The organism is Paenibacillus lutrae (genome assembly GCF_009757775.1).
Taxonomy (GTDB): domain Bacteria; phylum Bacillota; class Bacilli; order Paenibacillales; family NBRC-103111; genus Paenibacillus_F; species Paenibacillus_F lutrae.
The window spans coordinates 304,559-328,744 of the sequence record NZ_RHLK01000007.1 but is presented as its reverse complement, the minus strand read 5'-3'; the positions used below and the strand labels follow the sequence as shown (position 1 = coordinate 328,744).

The 24,186-nt window shown below is 48.3% G+C and carries 26 protein-coding genes, 1 tRNA gene and 1 pseudogene; 24 read left to right on the top strand and 4 right to left on the bottom strand.

What is annotated here, in order from left to right; translation table 11 throughout:
* Nucleotides 1–228 precede the first annotated feature (228 nt).
* The 4 genes from EDM21_RS14705 to EDM21_RS14690 all read left to right on the top strand — a co-directional run bounded on the left by EDM21_RS14705 (nucleotide 229) and on the right by EDM21_RS14690 (nucleotide 3,657).
* Nucleotides 229–1,002: a ParA family protein gene (locus EDM21_RS14705; RefSeq protein ID WP_068776725.1), complete on the top strand. Its 774-nt coding sequence runs from the start codon at nucleotides 229–231 to the stop codon at nucleotides 1,000–1,002.
* Nucleotides 983–1,849, top strand: coding sequence for a ParB/RepB/Spo0J family partition protein (locus tag EDM21_RS14700; RefSeq protein ID WP_157336502.1), 867 nt, complete (start codon nucleotides 983–985; stop codon nucleotides 1,847–1,849). The genes EDM21_RS14705 and EDM21_RS14700 overlap by 20 nt, the downstream gene beginning before the upstream one ends.
* 94 nt (nucleotides 1,850–1,943) lie before the next feature.
* Nucleotides 1,944–3,107, top strand: a complete 1,164-nt coding sequence (locus EDM21_RS14695) for an aminotransferase class V-fold PLP-dependent enzyme (protein WP_157336500.1) — start codon at nucleotides 1,944–1,946, stop codon at nucleotides 3,105–3,107.
* 55 nt (nucleotides 3,108–3,162) lie between these two features.
* Nucleotides 3,163–3,657 carry a DUF4446 family protein gene (locus EDM21_RS14690; RefSeq protein ID WP_157336498.1) on the top strand — a complete coding sequence of 165 codons (495 nt, stop codon included), beginning with the start codon at nucleotides 3,163–3,165 and terminating at the stop codon, nucleotides 3,655–3,657.
* Here the strand turns inward: EDM21_RS14690 and yyaC are convergent.
* Nucleotides 3,632–4,243, bottom strand: coding sequence for a spore protease YyaC (gene yyaC / locus EDM21_RS14685; protein ID WP_157336496.1), 612 nt, complete (start codon nucleotides 4,241–4,243; stop codon nucleotides 3,632–3,634). The two genes, EDM21_RS14690 and yyaC, sit on opposite strands and share 26 nt — an antisense overlap.
* A 149-nt stretch (nucleotides 4,244–4,392) precedes the next feature.
* On the opposite strand from yyaC, the gene EDM21_RS14680 reads away from it, so the two are divergent.
* From EDM21_RS14680 to EDM21_RS14655, 6 genes and pseudogenes are all read left to right on the top strand, one after another.
* Complete coding sequence (locus tag EDM21_RS14680) at nucleotides 4,393–4,644, top strand: DUF3343 domain-containing protein (protein ID WP_157336494.1); 252 nt, start codon at nucleotides 4,393–4,395, stop codon at nucleotides 4,642–4,644.
* A 13-nt stretch (nucleotides 4,645–4,657) separates the two neighbouring features.
* Nucleotides 4,658–5,581, top strand: coding sequence for a mechanosensitive ion channel family protein (locus EDM21_RS14675; RefSeq protein ID WP_157336579.1), 924 nt, complete (start codon nucleotides 4,658–4,660; stop codon nucleotides 5,579–5,581).
* 3 nt (nucleotides 5,582–5,584) lie between these two features.
* Entirely contained in the window at nucleotides 5,585–5,821 is a 237-nt protein-coding gene (locus tag EDM21_RS14670) for a DUF951 domain-containing protein (protein ID WP_157336492.1), read from the top strand.
* Nucleotides 5,822–5,969: 148 nt separating this feature from the next.
* Nucleotides 5,970–6,060: transfer RNA gene (locus EDM21_RS14665), tRNA-Ser, on the top strand.
* Nucleotides 6,061–6,336: 276 nt separating this feature from the next.
* Nucleotides 6,337–6,845 (top strand): annotated as a pseudogene (locus EDM21_RS25555) (rhomboid family intramembrane serine protease).
* A 246-nt stretch (nucleotides 6,846–7,091) separates the two neighbouring features.
* Complete coding sequence (locus EDM21_RS14655) at nucleotides 7,092–8,192, top strand: hypothetical protein (protein WP_157336488.1); 1,101 nt, start codon at nucleotides 7,092–7,094, stop codon at nucleotides 8,190–8,192.
* A 156-nt stretch (nucleotides 8,193–8,348) separates the two neighbouring features.
* Here EDM21_RS14655 and EDM21_RS14650 read toward each other — a convergent pair whose 3' ends face one another.
* Nucleotides 8,349–8,624, bottom strand: a complete 276-nt coding sequence (locus EDM21_RS14650; protein ID WP_157336486.1) for a hypothetical protein — start codon at nucleotides 8,622–8,624, stop codon at nucleotides 8,349–8,351.
* Nucleotides 8,625–8,642: 18 nt separating this feature from the next.
* A complete protein-coding gene (locus EDM21_RS14645) occupies nucleotides 8,643–8,825 on the bottom strand; it encodes a YjzC family protein (RefSeq protein WP_157336484.1) in 183 nt (60 codons plus the stop codon).
* 345 nt (nucleotides 8,826–9,170) lie between these two features.
* Between EDM21_RS14645 and rpsF the strand changes: the two genes are divergently transcribed.
* The 9 genes from rpsF (at nucleotide 9,171) to EDM21_RS14600 (ending at nucleotide 17,352) form a co-directional block, all read left to right on the top strand.
* Complete coding sequence (gene rpsF / locus EDM21_RS14640) at nucleotides 9,171–9,458, top strand: 30S ribosomal protein S6 (RefSeq protein WP_068776500.1); 288 nt, start codon at nucleotides 9,171–9,173, stop codon at nucleotides 9,456–9,458.
* A gap of 42 nt (nucleotides 9,459–9,500) precedes the next feature.
* Nucleotides 9,501–9,986 (top strand): single-stranded DNA-binding protein, encoded by a 486-nt coding sequence (ssb, locus tag EDM21_RS14635; RefSeq protein WP_157336482.1) that lies wholly within the window; start codon nucleotides 9,501–9,503, stop codon nucleotides 9,984–9,986.
* A 19-nt stretch (nucleotides 9,987–10,005) separates the two neighbouring features.
* Nucleotides 10,006–10,314 (top strand): 30S ribosomal protein S18, encoded by a 309-nt coding sequence (rpsR, locus tag EDM21_RS14630; RefSeq protein WP_068776502.1) that lies wholly within the window; start codon nucleotides 10,006–10,008, stop codon nucleotides 10,312–10,314.
* A 542-nt stretch (nucleotides 10,315–10,856) separates the two neighbouring features.
* Nucleotides 10,857–11,168: a MazG-like family protein gene (locus tag EDM21_RS14625; RefSeq protein ID WP_068776503.1), complete on the top strand. Its 312-nt coding sequence runs from the start codon at nucleotides 10,857–10,859 to the stop codon at nucleotides 11,166–11,168.
* A gap of 5 nt (nucleotides 11,169–11,173) precedes the next feature.
* On the top strand, nucleotides 11,174–12,097 hold the full coding sequence (locus EDM21_RS14620) for a DUF2232 domain-containing protein (protein WP_157336480.1): 924 nt from the start codon (nucleotides 11,174–11,176) through the stop codon (nucleotides 12,095–12,097).
* Nucleotides 12,098–12,114: 17 nt separating this feature from the next.
* The gene (locus EDM21_RS14615; RefSeq protein ID WP_157336478.1) at nucleotides 12,115–14,076 is read left to right on the top strand and encodes a DHH family phosphoesterase; all 1,962 of its coding nucleotides are present in this window, start codon (nucleotides 12,115–12,117) and stop codon (nucleotides 14,074–14,076) included.
* A complete protein-coding gene (rplI, locus tag EDM21_RS14610; RefSeq protein WP_068776506.1) occupies nucleotides 14,073–14,516 on the top strand; it encodes a 50S ribosomal protein L9 in 444 nt (147 codons plus the stop codon). The genes EDM21_RS14615 and rplI overlap by 4 nt, the downstream gene beginning before the upstream one ends.
* 51 nt (nucleotides 14,517–14,567) lie before the next feature.
* On the top strand, nucleotides 14,568–15,923 hold the full coding sequence (dnaB, locus tag EDM21_RS14605) for a replicative DNA helicase (protein WP_068776507.1): 1,356 nt from the start codon (nucleotides 14,568–14,570) through the stop codon (nucleotides 15,921–15,923).
* A gap of 142 nt (nucleotides 15,924–16,065) precedes the next feature.
* Nucleotides 16,066–17,352, top strand: a complete 1,287-nt coding sequence (locus EDM21_RS14600; protein WP_157336476.1) for an adenylosuccinate synthase — start codon at nucleotides 16,066–16,068, stop codon at nucleotides 17,350–17,352.
* Nucleotides 17,353–17,468: 116 nt separating this feature from the next.
* Here the strand turns inward: EDM21_RS14600 and EDM21_RS25255 are convergent, their stop codons facing one another.
* Nucleotides 17,469–17,594 (bottom strand): hypothetical protein, encoded by a 126-nt coding sequence (locus tag EDM21_RS25255; RefSeq protein WP_268893081.1) that lies wholly within the window; start codon nucleotides 17,592–17,594, stop codon nucleotides 17,469–17,471.
* Between the two features lie 107 nt (nucleotides 17,595–17,701).
* Here EDM21_RS25255 and EDM21_RS14595 point away from each other — a divergent pair, with 107 nt between their 5' ends.
* The 5 genes from EDM21_RS14595 (at nucleotide 17,702) to EDM21_RS14575 (ending at nucleotide 24,184) form a co-directional block, all read left to right on the top strand.
* The gene (locus EDM21_RS14595; protein WP_157336474.1) at nucleotides 17,702–18,433 is read left to right on the top strand and encodes a hypothetical protein; all 732 of its coding nucleotides are present in this window, start codon (nucleotides 17,702–17,704) and stop codon (nucleotides 18,431–18,433) included.
* A 243-nt stretch (nucleotides 18,434–18,676) separates the two neighbouring features.
* Nucleotides 18,677–20,194 carry a M23 family metallopeptidase gene (locus tag EDM21_RS14590; protein ID WP_157336471.1) on the top strand — a complete coding sequence of 506 codons (1,518 nt, stop codon included), beginning with the start codon at nucleotides 18,677–18,679 and terminating at the stop codon, nucleotides 20,192–20,194.
* Between the two features lie 117 nt (nucleotides 20,195–20,311).
* The gene (gene yycF, locus EDM21_RS14585; protein WP_157336469.1) at nucleotides 20,312–21,046 is read left to right on the top strand and encodes a response regulator YycF; all 735 of its coding nucleotides are present in this window, start codon (nucleotides 20,312–20,314) and stop codon (nucleotides 21,044–21,046) included.
* A 1-nt stretch (nucleotide 21,047) separates the two neighbouring features.
* On the top strand, nucleotides 21,048–22,904 hold the full coding sequence (gene walK / locus EDM21_RS14580) for a cell wall metabolism sensor histidine kinase WalK (RefSeq protein WP_157336467.1): 1,857 nt from the start codon (nucleotides 21,048–21,050) through the stop codon (nucleotides 22,902–22,904).
* On the top strand, nucleotides 22,901–24,184 hold the full coding sequence (locus EDM21_RS14575; RefSeq protein ID WP_157336465.1) for a YycH family regulatory protein: 1,284 nt from the start codon (nucleotides 22,901–22,903) through the stop codon (nucleotides 24,182–24,184). The genes walK and EDM21_RS14575 overlap by 4 nt, the downstream gene beginning before the upstream one ends.
* The last annotated feature ends 2 nt before the right edge of the window (nucleotides 24,185–24,186 follow it).

Sequence of the window (24,186 nt, the reverse complement as noted above, 5' to 3'; positions counted from 1 at the left end):
TTCCAGGGATGAGACGTTCCAGCTGGTTAGAGGTTTTTTTATTAAGAAGCGCTTGAACCTAGTAAATCTAGGATCGAAATGACTAATCCATGTCATTCTGCCAAGTTTCATCAAATTGATGACACAATCTTGCATTTTTATTAGAATTCGCTCTCCTTCTTATGGTAATATAGTAGTACTCTCTTTTTTTAACTAATAGAGGGGTTTAAGGTAGTGGGGTGAATGATTTTGTCCAAGACAATTGCAATTACAAATCAAAAAGGCGGCGTTGGAAAGACAACGACATCAGTTAATTTGGGTGCGTGTCTGGCTTCGCTCGGCAAAAAAGTACTGTTGGTGGACATCGACCCTCAAGGTAATACAACGAGCGGAATTGGCGTCAATAAAGCAGATGTAGAAAACTGCATATACGACGTATTAATTAACGATATTCATCCAAAAGACGCCACTGTAGAAACCAAAATACCGAATTTGAGCATTATTCCCGCAACTATTCAATTGGCCGGGGCGGAAATTGAGCTGGTACCTACCATTTCACGTGAAGTCCGGTTGAAAAAGTCACTTCAACTAGTAGAGCACCTGTATGATTATATTCTGATTGATTGTCCACCTTCACTAGGTATTCTCACGATCAATTCGTTGACCGCTTCTGATTCTGTTATTATCCCGATTCAGTGTGAATATTACGCGCTAGAAGGATTAAGTCAACTTTTAAATACCGTGCGACTTGTGCAAAAACATTTAAATACTTCGCTGCAAATTGAAGGCGTTTTACTTACGATGTTCGATGCGCGTACTAATTTGGGCATTCAAGTTATTGAAGAAGTGAAAAAGTATTTTCAGCAAAAAGTGTATCAGACGATTATCCCTCGGAATGTGCGTCTTAGTGAGGCACCAAGCCATGGGCAATCGATCATTACGTATGATCCGCGATCCAAAGGTGCGGAAGTATACTTAGAGCTTGCAAAGGAAGTGATTAGTCTTGAGCAAACGACTAGGTAAAGGGCTTGGAGCGCTGATTCCCGAACTCGAAATCGGTGAAGAAGACAAGGTTATCGAGATACCTTTGAATCAATTAAGGCCGAATCCCTATCAGCCTCGTAAACATTTCAATGAAGATAGTATCCAGGAATTGGCATCTTCCATTAAGGAACATGGTGTTATTCAACCTATCATTGTTCGTACGGTTCTAAAGGGCTATGAAATCATCGCAGGTGAACGTCGTTATCGGGCTTCACAAGTGAGCGGCATGGCTACTATTCCAGCTGTCGTTAAGAAACTATCCGATCAGCAGGTTATGGAAATCGCGCTCATTGAAAACGTCCAGCGTGAAGACCTTAATGCGATGGAAGTGGCGGTAGCTTACCAATCTATTATTGATCAATTTTCTCTTACTCAAGAGGAACTTTCTGTAAAGGTAGGGAAGAGCCGCTCACATATCGCGAATTTCCTTAGATTACTTCATCTGCCCGAGTCCATTAAGCAGCATGTTTCACGTGGAACATTATCTATGGGACATGCGCGGGCCATTGTGGGCGTGAAGGATGATAAAGTCAAAAAGGAATTGACTGAATCATGTATGAATGGCCAATGGAGCGTTAGGCAATTAGAAGAAGAAATTAAACGTCGTGAAGAATTGGGATCCGGTACGGAAGACAAGGAAAAGCAAAAGGCAAAAGATAAGAAGAAAGACCCGTACATTCATCAGTTCGAAGAACAGCTGCAAGATCATTACAGAACAACCGTAAAAATCAAACATCAAAATTACAAAGGTAAAATTGAATTGATGTATTATTCCAAAGACGACTTGGAACGGTTACTGGAAATGCTGCAGGGACAAAGTTCTTAATGTAATCATGAATATCCCATAGCATACGAATCCTGGTCTTGCTCTAGATAGTGAGCATAGGATGGTATGCTATCTTTGTGAGGAGGATACAGCGATGACGAAGCCCGTCCTTTATTTTGATAATGCTGCATCCTCTTGGCCGAAACCTCCTGAGGTTGGGGAAGCTATGCTTCGCAGTATTCATGAACATGCTGCTAATCCCGGAAGAGGCAGTCATAGGATGGCGGTGCAGGCTAGTCGGGTTATTTTTGAAACGCGTAAGCAGGCTGCCAAGCTTTTTGGAATTAAAAACCCGAATGATATTGCTTTTAGCTCGAGTACGACCGAAGCACTTAATCTGGCGATTAAGGGACTGGTAAAAGAGGGAGAGCATGTCATTTGTACCGGAGTTGAACATAATTCAGTTCGTCGGCCCTTAGAATTTTTGAAACGGACTCAAAAGGTTCAGTTGACCTATTTGGAGACAGATTCAAGCGGTATGATTAACATAGACCAGTTGAAAGATTGTATCCGTAAGGAAACGGCTCTAGTGGTCGTCAACCATAGTTCGAATCTGCTAGGAAGCATACTCCCGCTAGAGGATATAGGACAGTTGTGCAGAGAGCATGGAGTTCCGCTGCTTGTAGACGCCGCACAATCCGCTGGGACGGTTCCTATTCACGTAGAGCGGTTTGGTATCGATCTGCTGGCTTTCCCGGGCCACAAGGGACTCCTGGGGCCTCAAGGAACAGGCGGGCTGTATATCCACCCCCGAATTGAGCTGGAACCTTATCTGCATGGGGGGACAGGAAGCCAGTCGGAAGCGATAGACCAGCCTACAGTCAGACCGGATCGCTATGAAGCGGGAACTCCGAATACACCTGGTCTGGCAGGTCTGAATGAAGGATTGAAATTTGTTCTAAAGACGGGCGTGGAGAATATCCATGCTAAGGAGTGGAAACAGACGCAGCGAATTATGGAGGGCTTGGAGAGTATCCGTGGTATTCGTCTGCTTGGTCCTGCTCTTGGAAAGGATCGTACGGGGATTGTTTCGTTCGTACTAGCCGGTATGGATGCCTCTGAAATTGCATTTATTCTAGATCAGCATTATGGGATAGCGGTAAGAGCGGGGTATCATTGTACTCCGCTTGCGCATGCGACAGCTGGAACTGCACAGACCGGTGCAGTCCGTACGAGCCTGGGTTATTATACAAGCGATGACGAAGTGGATGCTTTAGTAGAAGCAGTAGCGGAAATCGCCGAATCGGCAATATTGTAGGAATGAGCGGTTAGGGAATCAGGCGACAAGAAAGCAGAGGGGAAGAAGAAAGAACATGGCTGAGAACAACATCGGACTGCCGGTTGAACCGATTTTATCGGTTCTTTGCTTGCTTGTTTTGCTATTGTTTATAGGGTTGCTTGTCTTGTGGATCAAGCTAGGGAAGCTGCGCAAGCAATATAAAAAGTTGATGAATGGTGCCGGCGATGTTAACGTTGAGCAGCTTCTGGTGAATATGCAGCATCAATTGGATGAGCAGCATGTCTTGCAGGGCGATATGTCTGAGAGACTCAATACCGTGAGTCAATCCATCAAACGGATGAAATCCAAAGTCGGCATTCACCGCTATAATGCTTTCTCTGACATGGGAAGTCAGCTAAGCTTTACAGTAGCCATTCTAGATGAATATGAGGATGGCATTCTTATTACAGGCATTCACAGCAGACAAGACACGTATATTTACGCGAAACCGGTTGAAAAAGGAGATTCTCCCTACTCACTTTCGCCCGAGGAGAAGGAAGCCATTACTCTGACATTAGGGCAGAAGTAGGCGAAACATGCCGGACTGTATAAAGAGCCTGATGAAGAGATGATGCAATGACATCGGACATATTCATAACAAGACTCAAACGGGTGTTCTGAAGTACAAAGTATTCCATGAAACCGCCCACATTTACGATACCCGTAACATGAATATCTCCAACAGCAGGCAAATCTTTGTTGACACCTGCACCGGGTTTCAGAGGGCCATGGCCTACCTGAATCGAACCGACACTGGAAACTTGACCAAGGCAAGCATCAATGGCAACGATAAAAGGCTGACGATGAGAATCCCCTATGGTTGTAAGGGTATCGGCCAAATTGATAGCATGGACAGGTTCATCCAGTGTTCCATACAGTGAATAAGAATGATTACCGCGCTTTTTTAAATTACTGCCGACTAGAGGACCTAGTGAATCGCCCGTGGAACGGTCCGTACCGACACACACGATTACGATAGGTTGATAGGAAGGCAGTTTTTTTAGAATAGAGGTGAAATAAGCGGCCAGCATCTCCGGTGTACGGTTGTCTGAATGAGGCAATTTAATGGAAGCAAGCTTGTTAGCGGGTTTGGCTGGAATGCCGAATGGCTTCATAGGGGGATCCCTCCGGGTTCGTCTTTATTCAGCGTTTACGGGTGTTAAAAGTTTTTACTAGTATACGGAGAATACCTGGAAAATATACGCAGTCACTAGAAGAAGTAGAAAGAAGAAGATTCCTATGCCAAGGGGAAACGGGGGGAGAAATGGAAGAGATGCTGCTGATTGCATTTGACTCTACTCAACAAGCACTTAGAGCGGAGATGCTGCTTGAATATGCAGATATTGAAATTGATTTATGCCCGACGCCCAAAAGCATAACGGCGGGTTGTGCTTTATCTATTCAATTCCCAGAGGCTGACTATGACCAGGCAAGCTCTATACTTCAATCGGAGCAAGTCGAAATCAGAGGCATTTATTTCAAAAGGGATAGTGAATATGTTAGGATGAAGGAGTAAGGATGGTGGAATGATGGTGAGTATGTGGCACAAAGTCGCAGTGGTAAATGAACTAGAGCAAACTCAGCAGAACGTGACGAATTTCTTGGATGATCTAAAGAAATATTTGTTCGATTCCCAGCAGTTGGTTAGTTATGGGATGACTCTAATCGGAATTATTCTGATCTATGTTTTATCCAGATTTATCATTCGTATTTCCAGTAAATTGGTTATTCGTATGATGCAGACACGGGAAAGAAGTCCGCTTAAATTTGATCCGAGACGGACGGCAACCATAGGTAAACTGATTAATAACTTGATTTCTTATGTGGTCAATTTTATTACGATCTTATTGATCCTAGGCCAGGTGGGAATAAATCTGGGGCCTATATTGGCTGGTGCAGGGGTACTGGGACTTGCGATAGGTTTCGGAGCGCAGAGTCTCGTAAAGGATGTTATAACCGGATTCTTTATTATTTTTGAAGATCAGTTTGCTGTCGGGGATGTTATTCAAGTCGATGCTGTCCGCGGAACCGTCGAGCAGATTGGAATCCGGGTAACACGGCTGCGCAGCTGGACGGGGGAAGTTCATTTTATTCCCAACGGTAACATTAAGCAGGTCACGAACTTTTCGATCAATAATTCATTGGCGATTGTGGATATTTCGATTGCATACGAATCAGATATCGATAAGACAGTCGAAATTTTACAAAAGACAGTAGATGAAATTGCAGGTACTAACGATAATATCGTCAGTGAACCGAAGGTGCTGGGTATCCAATCTTTGGGACAATCGGAAGTCGTTATACGCACGATCGCGGAATGTAAGCCTAATGCACAGGTTGATGTACAACGGCTTCTGTTCGCACAATTTAAGAAGCAGCTGGATGCGAATGGAATTGAAATTCCATATCCGAAAACCGTTACGTATTTCAAAGGGGAAAGGGGAGCCATCTAGCCCATGGAGAAGAAGCAATTTGACCTGGGGGATATTGTCCAGATGAAGAAGCCGCATCCCTGCGGGACGAATGAGATGGAAATCATCCGGATGGGGATGGACATTCGAATCAAGTGTGTCGGCTGCAAACACAGCGTGTTGGTTCCACGTGCTAAATTCGAAAGCAAGCTGAAGAAAGTGCTTCGTTCTGGCATGCAGCAGCCCTCGAATTCTGCGGGAAATGGAGTGTCAGGCATCTGACGCTCCTGCTGCCGAAGGAGATGATAAGTGACCTTCGCCGCAGGGAGAATTGACAGATAACCTCAGGAGACAGGCAAGTGTAAGCTGCTCAATTTGCTACTTGCGGACATGCTTATGCGTGTGCTACAATAAAAAATGTTCTCGATACGGAAAGGTACCCAAGAGGCCCAAGGGGGCTGACTCGAAATCAGCTAGGCGGCGCAAGCCGTGCGTGGGTTCGAATCCCACTCTTTCCGCCATACATACACACACAGACGGTCCCGTTGGGGCCGTTTTTTTTATTTCTTTTTGCTTGCAGGAAATTAAAGCGGTTTGGTTTTCAATCAGGTTTTGAAGATAATGCAACAGATGGCCGGTACCAATAGAAGAATACAGGGTTCGCTGGATAAAAGCTGGTGCTCTTTGATTTTCACATTTCTTTGAAGCAAAATGCAGCATGTAGTGTTAATATATTCCTGTTAGGGGAAATCTGGTTTGCATTTGAGGTGAGAGTTGTGAAAAATTATTACCCTAAAATGGCGATATGCTTAATAAGCATATTTTTAATACTATTTGTGGTAGATTCTTTCATTCTCAACGGACTTTTATTACAATGGGGCACATTAAATAAAGAAAAGCTATTCTTGAATAATCAATGGTGGAGAGTAATAACATCACCGTTCTTCCATACTGGAATAATACATATTTTGATTAACAGTCTAGCAATTTATTTCACCGGAATACTGTTAGAATCCAAGATAAGAAGTATTTGGTTTTGCTGGTCTTTTTGATAAGCAATATTTTAGAGCGAATGATTTTTGCCTTTGCGTTTTCGCCTATCTCATCTATTGGCAGCTCCCCTGGAATATTTGGATTAATTGGTGTCTTGCTAATATACTGTTGGAGAGATCGAGAATTTTTTAAACATGCGAAAAATCGAGGGTTGGCGTTTCTGATCGGATATTCTATTCTCGGAAATGTTATTGGTTTAGTTACGATAAGTTTTTTGTACATGCGGTGGGCTTTATTATCGGAATTGTACTAGGAATTGCATTGAAACCGATTTTTGAATTCGGTATTCATACAGGGAACAAAGAGATGAGTAGAATTGGTAAGTAAAAGCAGTAGAGTAGGCGGCGCAAGCCGTGCCTGGGTTCGAATCCCAATCTTTCAACATACATACACAAAGAGACGGTCCCGTTGGGGCCCGTTTTTTGTATTGAATTATGCAAATTCACTCTGTAAAAAAAGTAAAAATGTGGTATTCTGATTAGTGAAGGAGAGGATGATAATGATAAAGGGTAAACTAGTCGCATCTATTATTATTACGACTATATTTATGGGCAGTCATGCAATGGCTTCTGCCAGTTCTTTTACCAACAAAGATACTTCTAATTGGGACTTTCCAAGCAAAACGGGATTAGAAGCGGCAAAAGTTGAAAATAAGATTCTATTTACTAATACGGATGTTCAGTGGAGTGCTGATCAACTCGCCAAACTTCAAGATAACAGAGTGGATCCGCAATTTATTCCATCTTTTACTTACCAGGCTGACCAAGATGACTTAAGATCGAAATTAATGGTTACAAATATGCCGGGAGCGAAATTTACGAGGAAAGATGCACAATACGGTATAGGGGAAGAAATTCAACTGTCCGTGTTAAAAACTTCAGATCTCGTTAAAGATAAATCTTATTTTTTTTATACAACTTGGCTGAATATGTTTGACAGTAACCCTAGTGTTTCTTTGATTACGCAGCAAAGGTTTGCACAACCGAATGGAACCATGAATGACATTCCTAAAACGTCCGACATAATTTCAAAGGTTTCTTTAAAGGAAGCGGCCACGCTGGATAAAAAATATGAGCGGCTATATCTTCCGAAAGATTTTGACAGTGCCTTTAGGCAGTATTCAAAAGATACCAAAGAAACTAAGGTGAAGAGCTATTCGCTTATTGATTCCAAAACTAAATTAATTGAATTTAAGCAGGAAGCCGATAAAAAATTAATTTTTACGCCCGATTCTACAGAAGTACAATTCGCCATTACTTTCGACAAATCTAAGTTTATCACTAGCACCTACATTAATAAGATTGTGGAAGAAAATAACCTTAAGATTTCACAAATCTATGCAGCAGGGCTAAAAAATAATAAAGAGGAATTGACTATAAGCTGGTTCGATACCAGCCTGGAACCTATGTCTTTACTGGAATCGAATAAACCTTTATCCACTAGTTTTACGATAACGGAAATAGAGGGTACGGCCAAGGTTGGGGACTTAATTAAAATTTGGAATCATAGTACGGTGGATGTAATCGAAATCGAAGACAAGAATGGGGACAGACCGACAGGAGTTCATTGGTTGAATAATCTTTACGACCCCAAAAAATAAACAAACAAGTTGTAACACCTTGGGGACTCGAGCGGTCTCCAAGGTGTTTTAGCATGTCGATGAGAAAATATCCCCTCGTAAGCAAGGGGATATTTTTAGTGCTCAGAAAGCATGGAGACTGAAAATACACGGTCCGCGATTCATACGAGATTAGACTTATGCAGCTTCACGTTTGCGTCTCTTGCGGACGAAGGAGAAGCGGTCGATCGCGTACCCGATGGCCCCCCAGGAAGCTACTGTCAGCAGGTATATGATCATCATTTTACCCATGGATATCTCGTACACATCCGTGACCAAGGGGGCAAACCAGGCGGGCACGCTGAGTGAATAAAAGAGCAGGTACAGCGAATCCAGATTATGCCCGTAATAATGAATGAGGCAGAGAACGACTCCAAAGACAGTGAAATAGAAGGTGAAGGCCAATGATTTCATGCGGGTCGAGCCCCTTTGCTATTGATACAGCCGCTTCCATTTGCGGTTGTGGTTTTGTGTGTCGGGAAATGAGTCCCCCTTCTTCAAGTGGACGATCTGAGGGTTGTTAATGCCCATATGGAAGGCATTCTCGCCGATTTCAATGTAGCGGCCGTCATTAGGCGCTGTGTCACCCGGTACAAACTGTGATTTTTCACCCATCCGATTCACCTCCCCAAGAGTTTAGTGCTGTTAGTATGTCCGATCCTGTCCGAAGAATGTGCAACTCAAATAATTGAAAAATCTTGTCATGGGGCGGGGGAGCCTTCATCTATGATATATGCGCAAATTTAGGGGGACAAGGGAAGGAATAGATGACGAGGCAGCCGGGAATGCTTCTTAAGCGCACATATTGTGCAGAATATTTCAAACTCATCTTTACTTTACTTGTAATGGGATGGGCTATCTGCTATAGTATTTAGGTGCGAGTTTTGTGTTTTAAAATGATTCTCGTCCTTGCTCCTAATCAGAATTAGGAGCCGCTTAGTCCAAAAGGAGGTGACAAGCATGCGCAAATACGAAGTGATGTACATTATTCGTACAGACATTGAGCAAGAACAAGTTCAGTCTACTGTAGAGAAGTTCCAAGGCATTATCACCAACGGTGGTGGCGAAATTACGAAGCACGACCTGATGGGTAAACGTCGCCTTGCGTATGAGATCAACAAGTTCCGTGATGGACACTATGTACTCGTACATTTCAACGCAGAACCTGCAGTTGTAGCAGAGCTTGATCGTGTAATGAAGATTTCCGACGAAATCATGCGTTACCTGATCGTTAAAGACGTAGCTTAATCAGACAGACGTGTAAGTAAGGAAGCATCGGAGGGATGAAAGTTGTTAAACCGTGTAATTCTTATCGGCAGACTGACTAGAGACCCTGAGCTGCGGTACACACCAGCAGGTGTGGCTGTAACCCAATTTACCTTAGCGGTGGATCGGCCGTTCGTGAGTTCGCAATCGAAGGAACGGGAAGCCGATTTCATACCTGTTGTAACTTGGCGGCAGCTTGCGGAAACTTGCGCCAACTATCTACGCAAAGGCCGTTTGACGGCTGTGGAAGGACGCATCCAGGTACGCTCTTACGACAATAATGAGGGGCGTAAAGTTTACGTGACTGAAATTATTGCCGACAATGTACGTTTTCTGGAATCATCTAATTCCGGCAACCGTGAAGAGGGTTCATACTCCGGCGGTTCGGGCAATGGATATAGCGGCGGAGGTAATAGCAACAGCGGCCGGAATACTCGGGACCAACAGCAGGATCCGTTCCTCGACGACGGGAAACCGATCGATATATCCGATGATGATTTGCCATTCTAAGTAGAAAGGACTGACTTCAATGAGCGAACAACAAACAAACAGCCGTCCGCAAAGATCGGAAGGCGGTGATCGTCCAGAGCGTTCGGAGCGTAAATTCACTCCACGCCGTGGTAAAGGCGGTAAGCGCCGTAAAGTTTGCTACTTCACAGCAAACAAGATCACTCACATCGATTACAAAGATATCGATACGCTGAAGAAATTTATCTCCGAAAGAGGCAAAATTCTGCCTCGTCGTGTGACAGGTACTTCCGCGAAGTACCAGCGTATGCTGACAACTGCAATTAAGCGTTCACGCACAATTGCATTGCTGCCTTACACTACGGAGTAGTTCGTATAGAGAGAAGACAGCCGGGAAACCGGCTGTCTTTTTTTGTGCGCATAAATAAAAGAGCGAGGCTTCTAAAGAAAAGGCCTAAAACAAGTAAGTGTTGGTATGAGAAGAATTGTGGATAGATGGGAAGATTAGACAGTCCACAGGAACTTTACTACAATGAAGAGAAGCGGCAAGGGGATATGTGGAGAACTCGCAGGATAACTCCCTGGATAAAGTTATACACATGTGGATAAATGAATCACCAGGATTATCTACAAAGTTATAAACAGAAGGGGATGAACGATGTAGAGTGGAACAAGCAAAATGCGGAGCACTATATTTGGGAAGTATTGCGACGGCTGGTTTCTTCATAATGAGGGAGAGGCAATCTCCAGAGCGAGCAACAACGGAGATCGGTTTCTAGTAAAACAGCGCTTTCTAAAGGAAAATTGAAGCACGGAAGCACGGAATTGGAGTGCCCGGGTAAACACAGCGAGGGCACTTTTATGGTATAATCGAATATAAAGCCTTGATGGGGATAAGGGGAGGAGCGGGCATTGTCCAATAAGGAAAGAGAGGTTGATCTCGCCAAGCGGGTCAAGGTCATTGAATGGCTCAAAACCGAAGTCGTGGATCAGGTGGCGCACTTATTAAAGGGCATATGGGAAGGCAAGCAAGCCAAAATCATTGACAGCCTTGCCAGTCTGATTTCATGCGTGTATATACTTGGCAGACGGCTTGGAGTCTCTTTTCGAAGTTTAGATGAAGCGATCATGGATAAAATGAAAAAGCATAGAGAAGAAGGTCACCAGCTCGAGGATTGGTATGGCGATATCTCGGCTCTGGAAGATCATCTTCGTAAGAGGTGAACGCGTTGAAAAAGCAAAACTGGCAGTTCATCGGCTGGAGTCTGCTGTATGTACTCTTCCTGCTGTCTTTTATGACTCCGTATTTATTATTTACGTTCAGCTTTATCATGATTCCGGTGCTGATCCTGTTCGTGAAGCTGGATGCCAAAAGATTTACGGCTTTCTATGTAGGTTGTCTGCTGATCGTAAATCTGCTGCTCGGATGGACAGGGTTCGTGGTGCTCGCCATTTCGTTATTCCTGCTTCCGCCGGTCATTGTCATAGGAACTCTTTATAAGAGGAAGGCTCCCGCGAGAACGGTATTAACTTACGGCACGCTGACATTCCTGGCGCAGCTGCTGCTTACGCTCGTGATCGGGTTTATCTTCAAGCTGAATTTTATTGCCAAATTCAAGTCTTTGATGCTCGAGTCCATGAACAACATGCAGTCGACCTTAAAGGATGTTATGCCTAATGTAAGCGACCCTGAAATTTTAGGAGACTTTCTGGTTCAGGTTATACCGCTTTATATGATCGTTTTTTCACTGTTTTTTGTAGGTATTACGCATATTGTCGGACGCTGGATCCTGAACCGGACCGGTGAGAATATTCCTGGCATGCCGCCTGTACGGGAGTGGAGGCTTTCGAGATCTTTCGTATGGCTCTATCTTCTGGCGTTTATTGGCGGAATGTTATTTCAATTCTCGGCTGACTCCTTAATGTCTACGCTTCTAGTAAATATTATGCCCTTGTTAATGTTCGCTTTCGCTGCGCAGGCGATCTCATTCCTTGCGTTCATGGCCCATCATAAAGGCTGGGGTAAACTTCTACCGGTTGCCGGCACGATCGCTCTGATCGTCTTTATGCCCCTTCTTCTGGTATTGTACAGTTTGCTCGGCGTGTTCGATGTAGCTTTTCCCCTTCGGGAAAGGTTCTTCAAATCTAGTTAAGGGTCAGGGGAGAACAAATGCCGAAATTCCTGTCGAAACGTTGGCATGGACAACACATGGTATGGACTTTTGCGCTGCTCGGCGCATTAACGATTGTGCTGTTTTTATATGAATGGGTGTTAGGGATAGCCGCTTTACTTGCTTCGGGATCTATCCTGTATTTTTCTTGGAAAGCGGAAAGTGCTTTTCGTCATGATTTAAATGCATATTTAGGCACCATCACCCATCGGGTCAAAAAAGCGGCGGGAGATGTGATCTCCGAGCTGCCAATCGGGATGGTTCTATATAATGAAGACAAAGAAATCGAGTGGCACAATCCTTTCGTGGCTAAATTAGCTGAGAAGGAATCGGTAATCGGAGATTCTCTGGAAGAAATCTTCCCGTCCTGGAAGCAGGGCAAAGAAAAGGAAGAATCGTGTGAGGTGGAGCATGACGGAAGGGTCTACAAATTCTTTCACCAGTCCGAAGAGCGGTTACTGTATATACTCGACATTACCGACTACAACCAGCTGCTCCATAAGCACGAAGAAAGCAAAATTGCGATAGGTATCGTCTTAATGGATAACCTGGACGAAGTAACGCAGGGGATGGACGATCAGACGCGCAGTATTATGCTGGCGCGGGTAACGGGCGAGATTACGGAGTGGGCCCACCGCAATGAGATTTATCTGCGCAGGACCGCATCCGACCGTTTCCTGATTCTGATGAATCAGAAGTCACTCAGTAAGCTGGAGCAGAACCGCTTCGATATTCTGGACGAAGTAAGGGACCTCACGATGGAATACAAGCTGCCCCTCACGGTCAGTATCGGGGTCTCCTCCGGTATTGAGGATCTGGAGGAGCTTGGACGTGTCGCCCAGACGAGCCTGGACATGTCTCTGGGCCGCGGCGGCGACCAGGTGACGGTTAAGGCCGGCCAGCGTATTTCGTTCTATGGCGGCCGTACCAACGCGGTAGAGAAGCGTACGCGGGTCCGCGCGAGGGTTATCTCTCACGCGCTGAGAGAGCTCATTAAAGAGAGCGATAAGATCGTGATCATGGGTCACCGCTTCCCGGATATGGACTCTATCGGCGCTGCGATCGGCGTGCTGAAGGCGGTCCAGCTCAGCAACAAAGAAGGCTACATCGTCCTCGAGGGCGTCAATCCTTCGATTGAGAAGCTGATGACGATGATCGCCGAGGACGAGAAGCTGAACCGGTGGTTCATTACACCGGCCCAGGCGATGCAGATCACGACCCAGCGGACGCTGGCGGTCGTGCTGGATACCCACCGCGCTTCTATGGTGGCGGAGCCGAAGCTGTTTAACCTGACTCACCGGATTATGGTAGTCGATCACCACCGGCGCAGCGAGGAGTTCTTCCATGATGCGACGCTCGTATACATGGAACCGTACGCTTCCTCCACATGCGAGCTGGTGACGGAGCTGCTGCAGTATTTCAACGACAAGATTTCGCTTGATGTCCTTGAAGCGACCGTCCTGCTGGCCGGTATTGTCGTGGATACGAAGCAGTTCAGCCTGCGGACCGGTTCAAGGACCTTCGAGGCGGCATCTTTCCTGCGCCGCAACGGCGCGGACCCGACTATCATCCAGAAGATGCTGAAGGAAGATTTGGAAGCTTATATCGAGAAGGCTACGATCATGAAGCATACGGAAATGCTGTATGAGCACGTGGCTTTGGCCGTAGGCGAGGCGGATCACAAATATTCTCAGTTGATGATTGCGCAGGTGGCTGATACCTTATTAAATATGACTGGTGTATTTGCATCCTTCGTCATCTGTGTAAGACCTGACGGATTAACCGGTATCAGCGCGCGTTCTCTCGGTTCTATGAATGTACAGCTTGTCATGGAGCGTATGGGAGGCGGCGGGCATTTAACGAACGCAGCGACTCAGCTTGAAATAAGTCCGCAGGAAGCGGCTCTGAAGCTGAAACAAATATTAGAAGAGATAGAGCAAGAGGAGGGGCTTTTCGAATGAAAGTCGTATTTCTGAAAGATGTTAAAGGACAAGGCAAAAAAGGTGAAATCAAAGAGGTTTCGGAAGGTTATGCAACAAACTTCCTGATCCCCAGAGGCTTGGCTGCGGCAGGTACGGATTCTGCGGTAAAGAAGGTTGACCAGCAGAATAAGGCGGAGCAGAAGCGCAAAGAGCAAGAGAAACAGGAAGCGGAAGCACTCGGTGCCAAGCTGAACGAAACAACGGTAACCATCCGTACGAAATCCGGAGAAGGCGGCCGCCTGTTCGGAGCCATTACGAGCAAGCAAATCGCGGAGCAGCTTGAGAAACTGGGCTACAAGATCGATAAGCGTAAAATCGTACTGAGCGATCCTATCCGTACTCTTGGCGTAACCAAGGTTCCTGTGAAACTGCACACCGAAGTGACTGCGACAATCAGTGTTCAAGTTTCGGAAGAGTAAAGTCGTGCTCCGGCAGCAAGAAAATATGAACGGAAGAACAGGTGAAAGAACATGAACCAAGAATTGTTCATGGATCGTGTTCCGCCGCAAAATATCGAAGCTGAACAAGCGGTTCTTGGCGCGATCCTGTTGGATAGCGATTCACTGATTACCGCGATGGAGCGGATGGGGCCTGACGATTTCTACCGGTCGTCACACCAGCGTATTTTCGAATCGATGATCGAACTGGCGGAGGAAGACGAGCCGGTCGATCTCGTGACGCTGACGGCGAGGCTGCAGAACAAGCAGCTGCTCGAAGAGATTGGCGGGGTCGCTTATTTGTCCGAGCTCGCCAATGCCGTCCCGACGGCAGCCAACATCGATTACTACGCAGCTATCGTCGAAGAGAAATCGATGCTCCGGAGGCTGATCCGGACCGCGACACAGATCGTGTCAGACGGCTACGCCAGTGCTGAGGATGTCGGCCTCATGCTCAGCGACGCGGAATCCCGCATTCTGGAGATTTCGCAGCGGCGTAATTCGAACGGTTTTATCTCCATCCGGGACGTCTTGATGGACGTCTTCGAGCGGGTAGAGTTCCTGTACTCGCATAAAGGGGGATCAACCGGAATTCCTTCGGGGTTTAACGACCTCGACAAGATGACATCCGGCTTCCAGCGTTCGGATTTGATTATCGTGGCGGCCCGTCCTTCTGTCGGTAAAACTGCTTTTGCGCTGAATATAGCGCAGAATGTGGGTGTGCGGGCCAAGGAAACCGTCGCGATCTTCTCCCTGGAGATGGGCGCCGCACAGCTTGTCCAGCGGATGATCTGTGCGGAGGCCAATGTGGATGCAACCCGGATGAGGTCCGGTTTCCTCGAAGGGGACGATTGGGAGAAGCTGACGATGGCGATAGGCTCGCTGTCCGAAGCGGACATCTATATCGATGATTCCCCTTCGGTCACCGTAACCGATATCCGCGCGAAGTGCCGGCGGCTGAAGCAGGAGCGGGGACTCGGGATGATCCTGATCGACTACCTGCAGCTCATTCAGGGCCGCGGTAAAGGCGATAACCGGCAGCAGGAAGTATCCGAGATCTCCCGTACGCTGAAGCAGATTGCCCGTGAGCTGAATGTGCCGGTTATTGCACTCTCCCAGCTCAGCCGGGGTGTCGAGCAGCGGCAGGATAAACGCCCGATGATGTCTGACTTGAGGGAATCCGGTTCCATTGAGCAAGATGCCGACATCGTAGCTTTCCTGTACAGGGATGATTACTATGACAAGGAATCGGAGAAGAAGAACATCATCGAGATCATTATCGCCAAGCAGCGTAACGGCCCCGTAGGTACAGTGGAACTCGCGTTCCTCAAAAACTTTAATAAATTCGTCAATATGGACAGAGCCCATCAGGAGCTTCCTGCAGGTTGACAATATCCGAACAATCATACTGTACTCAGTATGATTGTTCGCGTTTTGTTTGACTTTGCTACTTCTGACTGCTACACTAAAGCAGTATGCTAAAAAGCAGCAAAATGATGTGGCGAGAGTCACTTTACGGAGGTAATACAGAATGTCAACAGTGGTTGTAGTCGGAACCCAATGGGGAGACGAAGGGAAAGGGAAAATCACGGACTATTTAGCGGAGTCCGCGGAAGTGGTCGCCCGCTACCAAGGCGGCAACAATGCCGGCCACACCATTCTGATCGAAGGCAAGAAGTACAAGCTGACGATGATACCGTCCGGTATTTTCAATCATAATAAAGTTTGTGTCATCGGAAACGGCATGGTCCTTAATCCGGCTGCGCTTGTGGAAGAGATTCAGTATATTCGCGATAACGGATTTTCTGCAGATAATTTAAAAATAAGCGACCGGGCTCACGTTATTATGCCCTATCACCTTCTTCTGGATCAGCTTGAGGAAGACAGCAAGGGCGATAACAAAATCGGAACGACACGCAAAGGCATCGGCCCTTGCTACGTGGACAAAGCAGCCCGCAACGGTATCCGCATCGCGGACTTGATGGATGCGGCCGAGTTCGAGCTTAAGCTGCGTCAAATCGTCAAAGACAAGAATACGCTGCTCAAGCAAGTATACGGTCATGAAGGCGTAGATGCAGACGCGATTCTTGCCGAATACCTGGGCTATGCAGAGCAGCTGCGTGTATTCGTAACCGATACTTCGGTTGTGCTCAATGATGCGATTGACGAAGGCAAACGCGTGCTGTTCGAAGGCGCACAAGGCGTTATGCTCGACATCGATCAAGGCACGTATCCGTTCGTTACGTCTTCGAACCCGACTGCCGGCGGTGTATGTAACGGTTCCGGCGTAGGTCCGACGAAGATCAACCAGATCATCGGAGTAGCCAAAGCTTACACGACCCGTGTCGGCGACGGGCCTTTCCCGACCGAGCTGAAGGACGAGATCGGCGACATGATCCGCGAGACGGGCCACGAGTACGGCACCGTAACAGGACGTCCGCGCCGCGTCGGCTGGTTCGATAGCGTCGTGATCCGTCATGCGCGCCGCGTCAGCGGAATCACCGGCCTGTCCCTGAACTCAATCGACGTGCTGACAGGTCTTGAGACCGTCAAGATTTGCACAGGCTATAAGTACAAAGGCGAGGTTATCGAGCACTATCCTGCAAGCCTGAACGTGCTTGCGGAGTGCGAAGCGGTGTACGAAGAGCTGCCGGGCTGGAGCGAAGATGTCTCCAATGCGAAGACGCTGAGTGACCTGCCGGACAATGCGCGCAACTACCTCGAGCGTGTCTCGGAGCTGACGGGCATTCCAATCGCGATCTTCTCGGTCGGACGCAACCGTGAGCAAACGAACTTGATTCGCCCTGTTTACGCTTAAGATTCGAATTAAGCCAAGTCTCCCCCAATGCCGTTGTTAGCGGCGTGGCGGGAGGCTTTTTTTGCGTGTAAAAAAGAAGGCGGGGGGTTGGTTGAAAGTTACAGGATTTAAAGAACTTAAAGAATTAAAGAACTTAAAGAAGCGGTAAATGCCGAAGAGGGGCTTTCAAACCCCGTAGTATTTGTAAGCCCCAAGGAATCTACGCCAATAAGTAACTCACTAGTCCCCAGGTTGTTTTCCATCCTCCAGCCTCTTATTTTTTGACACCACTCGATTGATTTGTTGCTAATTCGTCCATACTGGTTCATAGAGAGAGACGAAACTAGAAGCAACAAGGCGGTGGATGAAGATGAAATGGATAGGTGTGTTGAGCAAGTGGGCAGTGGGTGCCGTACTGATGTCCTTTTTGTCCATATTTACGACGTATGTAGTGGTAACTACGATGGTAGACGAGGTGCTGAAGCATTTTCAGCTGCCTCCGATCGGAGCGAAGATCGGCTTCCCGCAAATTGTAGGTAAACTGGGGGAACAGATAGGACTGGGCAAACCCGGTGCGAATGCGGGCGCTTCCGTCAACGAGCGGGTGGAACGGATTGCCGCGGGCTCGCCTTCGCCTTCGCCATCACGGGCTCCGAGCCCTGCCCCGACAGGCGCCTCGCAGAGCACATCGGGCAGTGTAAGCGGCGGGACGGAGGCTCCCGGCCAGCAGCCATCCGCTTCACCCGTGCAGGGAGGCGTATCGCCGCAGCCTACGGGAATGCCCGATGCGGTGGCGGTCATGGGTGAGCTGAAGACAGGGGAGCCCCCTGCCGGCGGGACGGGAGCGGACAAGAAGGACGTCGTCGTCTCGACGGAGGACTTTTCCAAGAAGAAGGATTCGCTATCCGGTACAGACAAGCAGAAGATCCTCTCTATTCTGATCGCGAAGCTGCCTTCCGAAGAAGTTCAGAAGCTATCCAAGCTGGTGGAAGACGGCATTACGGCTGAAGAGTTGAAGGAAGTAGACGGCAAGATGAAGCAATATTTGAGTAAGGAAGAATACGAGCAGCTTTCCGTGATTTTGAAGAAATATGGAAGTTAAGAGTGTGCTGAGACAGGGAACCCAATGTTTTCCTGATGGCTTCTAAACCCCCTTTCCTGCACGGTTTATCTGTCTTGTCCGCGTCATTCCTAATAGTGGCAACCTATACTTTTCTTGAAAAGTCGGGACGGGTTGTGTTAAATTATTAGGGGAGTTTATACGGTGATAGAGTTTGAGACTCCTTAAACGAGTTTAAGGGGTATTCGCCGCATCGTACAGAACAAAGCGGACAAGGAGAAGATTATGAGAGGTTCTAAGGGAATAGATTGGGCCCGGAAGCTTTGGAAACAAAGTAAAGCCCAATGGCAAAGCTTGACCAGTAAACAAGCAGAACCGACGTCCGTCCTGAAGGATAGCGCTGCACCCGGACGAGGTAAATGGTTCTTCCTATATAGCATAAGTTCAATCGCATTGATCGGAACTTTAACGATAACCGGCCAGGATTACGTTGAAGCGAATCTCGCAGATATTTATCCGGTCAAAGTCGGGCAGGAAACGCTCGGTTATGTGAGCAGCCCGGAAGTCCTGAAGGAATATACGGCAGACCGTGAGCAGAAGCTCGCCAAGCAGTATCCGGACGTACATATGATTCTACCCGAACTAGAGCAGTCAGAGCCGGAGAGAGCTTTCCGCCAGAAGCCGGATGACAGCAAGGTGCTTGCGCTCTTAGACGAGAAGCTGAAGCCCGTTGCAAGCGGTGTTGAGCTGGTCATTGAAGGCAAGACATTCGCGATTGTAAAAGATCAGGCGACAGCGGACAAAGTCCTGGCCGAAATCAAGAAGCCTTATGAGCAGAAAGCGAAGGATAGCAGTCAGGTGGCTGTTCTATCCGCAGATACGGCCAAGCCGGCTTCGACGACGGTCGAGAAGGTAGAGTTCGTGCAGAAGGTGGAGACGAGCGATGCGCTGGGAATCCAGCCTCAGGATGTCGTTAAACCGGACGAGCTGATCGCGAAGATTAAGACAGGCGGCGTAGAGCCGACTAAATATACGGTGCTTCCAGGTGACTGCGTTTCTTGTATTGCCGAGAAGCTGAGCGTGCCCAAGCAAGTCATTTATGACAAGAACCCTTGGATTGTAGATGATCAGATTCGTGAAGGCGATGTACTCGATCTGACTGTGATCAAGCCGGCCCTCTCGGTTAAGACCGTGGAGAAAATGGTAGAGAATCAAGATGTCCAGTATGAGACCGAGGTCATTACCGATGATACGGTCAAAGAAGGGATTGTCGAGACAATCTCCCCGGGTAAAAATGGACTTAAACAAGTTACGTATGAACTGACTAAGGTGAACGGCCAACTGGTGGATGAGAAAATTATCGGGGAAGAAATGGTCGAGAAGCCCGTACCGGCTAAGGTGAAAAAAGGAACCAAGGTTATTCTCGGGGAAGGAACCGGAAGCTTCGCATGGCCGGTCGTGTCGCATTCCATTACCAGCACCTTCGGCACACGCTGGAACAAGCTTCACAAGGGACTCGATATTGTAGGGAACCGCGCCATCGTGGCGGCGGATAACGGAAAAGTGGTATCAGCGGGTTATAAATCCGATTACGGCTATTATGTACTTATAAACCATATGAACGGGTACGAAACGATGTACGCGCACATGAGTAAAATCGAAACCACTGCGGGAACGATCGTCGAGAAGGGTGAGCAAATCGGGGTAATGGGCAGTACCGGCGATTCCACCGGGGTCCATCTCCATTTTGAAATCCACAAGAACGGCGGCCTGGAAAACCCGCTTAAATATTTGAATCACTAGGGCATTTTTAACAGAGAGATACCGCTTCCCGCAAGGGAGGCTGTGTCTCTTTTTGCTTAGAGGTATGTTACAATAAAAGGGTATGGTTTCTTAGGTGAAGGACAGGTGATAAAGGTCATGTTCGGCACAAATGGTAAAATTCTCGTCGTCGACGACGAACAACCGATTGCGGATATACTCAAGTTTAATTTGGAAAAAGAGGGCTACCAGGTTATCTGCGCCCATGACGGCGGCACGGCCGTCGAGCTGGCGTTCTCGGAACGCCCCGATCTGATTCTGCTCGATCTCATGCTGCCTGTCAAAGACGGCATGGACGTGTGCCGGGAGATCCGGGCGAAGCTGAATACGCCGATCATTATGCTGACGGCGAAGGATACGGAGCTGGATAAGGTGCTGGGACTCGAAATGGGCGCCGATGATTATGTGACGAAGCCTTTCGGCAACCGGGAGCTGCTTGCCCGCGTCAAGGCGCATCTGCGCCGCCAGAGCAAATCATCCGGAGCCGGGCCGGCAGAGCCGGAACCGCAGGAAGCGAATGGCATCCGTCTGCACAGCTTGTTTATCGACAGCGACATGTATGTGGTCTACCGGGATAACGAGCCGCTGGATCTCACGCACCGCGAGTTCGAGCTGATTCATTACATGGCCAAGCACCCCGGCAAAGTCATGACGCGCGAGCACCTGCTGCAGGCGGTGTGGGGCTATGACTACTACGGCGATGTCCGTACGGTCGATGTGACGATCCGCCGGCTGCGCGAGAAGCTGGAGACAGACCCGAGCAAACCGGAATACATCGTGACCCGGCGCGGCCTCGGCTATATGATGCGGGGAACCAAATACGGAGGCTTCTGATATGAAGGGGATCCGTTTTTTTCAATCGGTCCAGGCCAAGCTGATTATTATTTATGTGCTGCTGATCCTGATTGCGATGCAGCTCATTGCGGCGTACTTCTACCAGACGCTGGACAGCCATTATAAGAATGAATTCCGAGACTCGATTAATAAGCAGGCGATGCTGATCGCCACGATGGTCGAGAACAACTACTTGAACGAGTCCAAGAACAGTGAATCCAAGAACAGCGACTCCAAGAATTTATCGGAGGAGCTGACGTATTTCGTAAACAGCTTGTTTGCTCCGGGCAATACGGAGATTCAAATTATAGATGCCGGAGGCGTGGTGCTTAGCACCTCGCTGGAGGCGAATAAGCAGATCGTCAACCAGAAGACGACCAAGACGGAAGTGACCCGGGCGCTGCAGGGCATTCCGAATAACGACCGGATGTTCACGGACGTCGATAACACCCGGAAGTTTGCTACGGCCAAGCCTATCGGCAGCGGCGTGAGAACACTTGGCGCCGTGTATATCGTGTCTTCGATGGAAGACTTGTATAAGACGATGTCGAGCATCAACCGGATTCTGATTGTGGCGACCTTGATCGCTTTGGCTTTTACGGCGGGATTGGGTGTTATCCTATCCGGGACCATTACGAAGCCGATCAAGGAAATTACCCAGCAGGCGACGGCTGCGGCCGAGGGGAACTTCGACCGGAGCGTGACGGTGTACGGCAAAGATGAGATCAGCCAGCTCGGGCATACGTTCAACTTCATGATGAACCGGCTCAAGGAAGCCCTATCCATCAATGAGGAAGAGAAAGAGAAGCTGGCTTCGGTCCTGACGAATATGAATGACGGGGTCATCGCAACGGACGACACCGGTCAGGTTATTCTGATGAACCGGCGGGCGATGCAGATTCTTCAGGTGGACGAGGAGAAGACGCTGGAACGCCACATTTCCGAGCTCCTCGGACTGACCAGGCATGAAATCGACTTATACGTCCACGGCACACGGAACATGACACTGATCGATGTTCCTCTTCCGGATGTGGAAGAGCCGCAGACGGTTCGTGTGACGTTCACCACGATTCACCGCCGTGGCGATGTCGTCAGCGGCATTACCGGCATCATCGCGGTGCTGCAGGACGTCACCGAGCAGGAGAAGCTCGAGCAGTCGCGCCGGGAGTTCGTCGCGAACGTATCGCACGAGCTGCGCACGCCGCTGACGACGATCAAGAGCTACCTCGAGGCGCTCGAAGACGGCGCGCTGGAGGACAAGCAGCTCGCGCCGAGGTTCCTGAGCGTGACGCGCAATGAGACGGAGCGGATGATCCGCCTCGTCACGGATCTGCTTCACTTGTCGCGCCTGGATTCCAAGCAGGCGCTTCTCACGAAGGAGCGGACGGACATTACCGATATGCTGGATGAAGTAGCCGACCGGTTCTCCTTCCAGCTGCGGCAGAAGAGTATCCGGATCCGCATCCAGGTGGAGCCGGGCGTTCGTCCGGCTTCGGTCGACCGCGACAAAATCGACCAGGTACTCGATAATCTCGTATCCAATGCGATTAAATACACGCCGGACGAAGGCGCGATTACGATCTGCGCCCGCAAGGGCGAAGGGGATCTGCTCGCAATCACGGTGCAGGACACGGGGATCGGGATTCCGAAGAAGGACCAGCCCCGGATTTTCGACCGGTTCTACCGGGTCGACAAAGCTAGATCCCGGAACATGGGCGGTACCGGACTCGGTCTGTCGATTGCCCGGGAAATAGTAAAAGCCCACGGCGGTACGATTGCATTAGAATCTGAACCCGGCACGGGGACAAGAGTGACTTTTACTCTGCCGGTTCATCCGGAGGGGGGGAGCGCCTCATGATCGAGAAGCTGAAGTCAGTCATCTTGACTGTACTTATACTGGCCAGTCTGCTTCAGAGCTACCTGCTTGCCTACAGCACGCCTAATTATGAGCCGCTGCCGCCTTCCGAATATATTTCCAGTGTGCTGGAGGGGACCAAAGCAGAGCTGGAAGACCTGTTATTTCCCGATCAGATCGTGCTTCACTTCGGGCAGCAGCGTCATACGGTCCTGTTCCCGGATTCGTCCGCATATGCTTCGATTTTTGAAAGTGTGAAGTCCCGTAAAATTGAAGGATTCCGCAAAGTGAATCTGACGCAGGAGCGGATCAGTTGGGAAGATATCCGGGACAAGCAGGAGGGTGTCGAGTTCCGGTTCCGTGATGGAATCGCGCTGAGTATCCTCCAGAAGAATCTGAACATTAAGGGAAGTTTGCCCGAAGAGTCGGATCTGATTACGCGGATGTGGATCTATTCCAGCAGCGACAAGCAGGCTGCGGTCACGTATTTCTTCACGGATTCGATGAATACGGCTTATGAAGTGCTGCGGGCTGATTTTACGGTGAAGGATGTAGAGAACTTTACGGCGATGGGAGCTATGAATGATCTCTTCCAGGTTATGCCCGGAGATTATTATCTTCCGTCCAAGCCAATGCCTGTCCTGTCCTATGAGTTCGGCTACAAAGAGTTCGAGACGGAACAGCTCAAGAGCAGTCTTTTTGCCGATCCCTTGCTGACAAGGAACTTGAAGAACAAGGATGGCCCGCAGATTTTTACAGACGGCAAGCGCGGACTTCAGATTAATACGGAAGAACGCTGGATGAAATATACGGATGCACTCGCGGTAACGGACAGCAAGAATAACATCAGCGAGAATTTGGAAGCGGGTCTGCAGTTTATTAATCAGCATGGCGGCTGGAACGGAAAGTATGCCATCAGCAAACCGATGCAGCAGCACTCTTATTCCAACCAGACATTCGCGTTCCGGCAGGTGTATGATGCTTTTCCGATTATAGCGGATAAAAGGGAGGGCTTCGGAACGATTCATATTACGCTTCAGAAGGGCGTTGTCTCGAACTATGAACGGTCGGTCGTCTATGCGGATTCCAAAGTCGTGAGCAAGCAGAATACGGAGTTAATGGGCGGAGAAGCGCTGAACACGCGGATTACGAACCATCCCAAGCGTTACAACATCATTAATGTATTTCCAGCGTACCGTCCGGTTATGGGCGAGAAGACGATTAAGCTGATTCCGCAGTGGGCGATTGAGTTCCGGGATGGAACTTATGAGCTTTTTAACTAAAG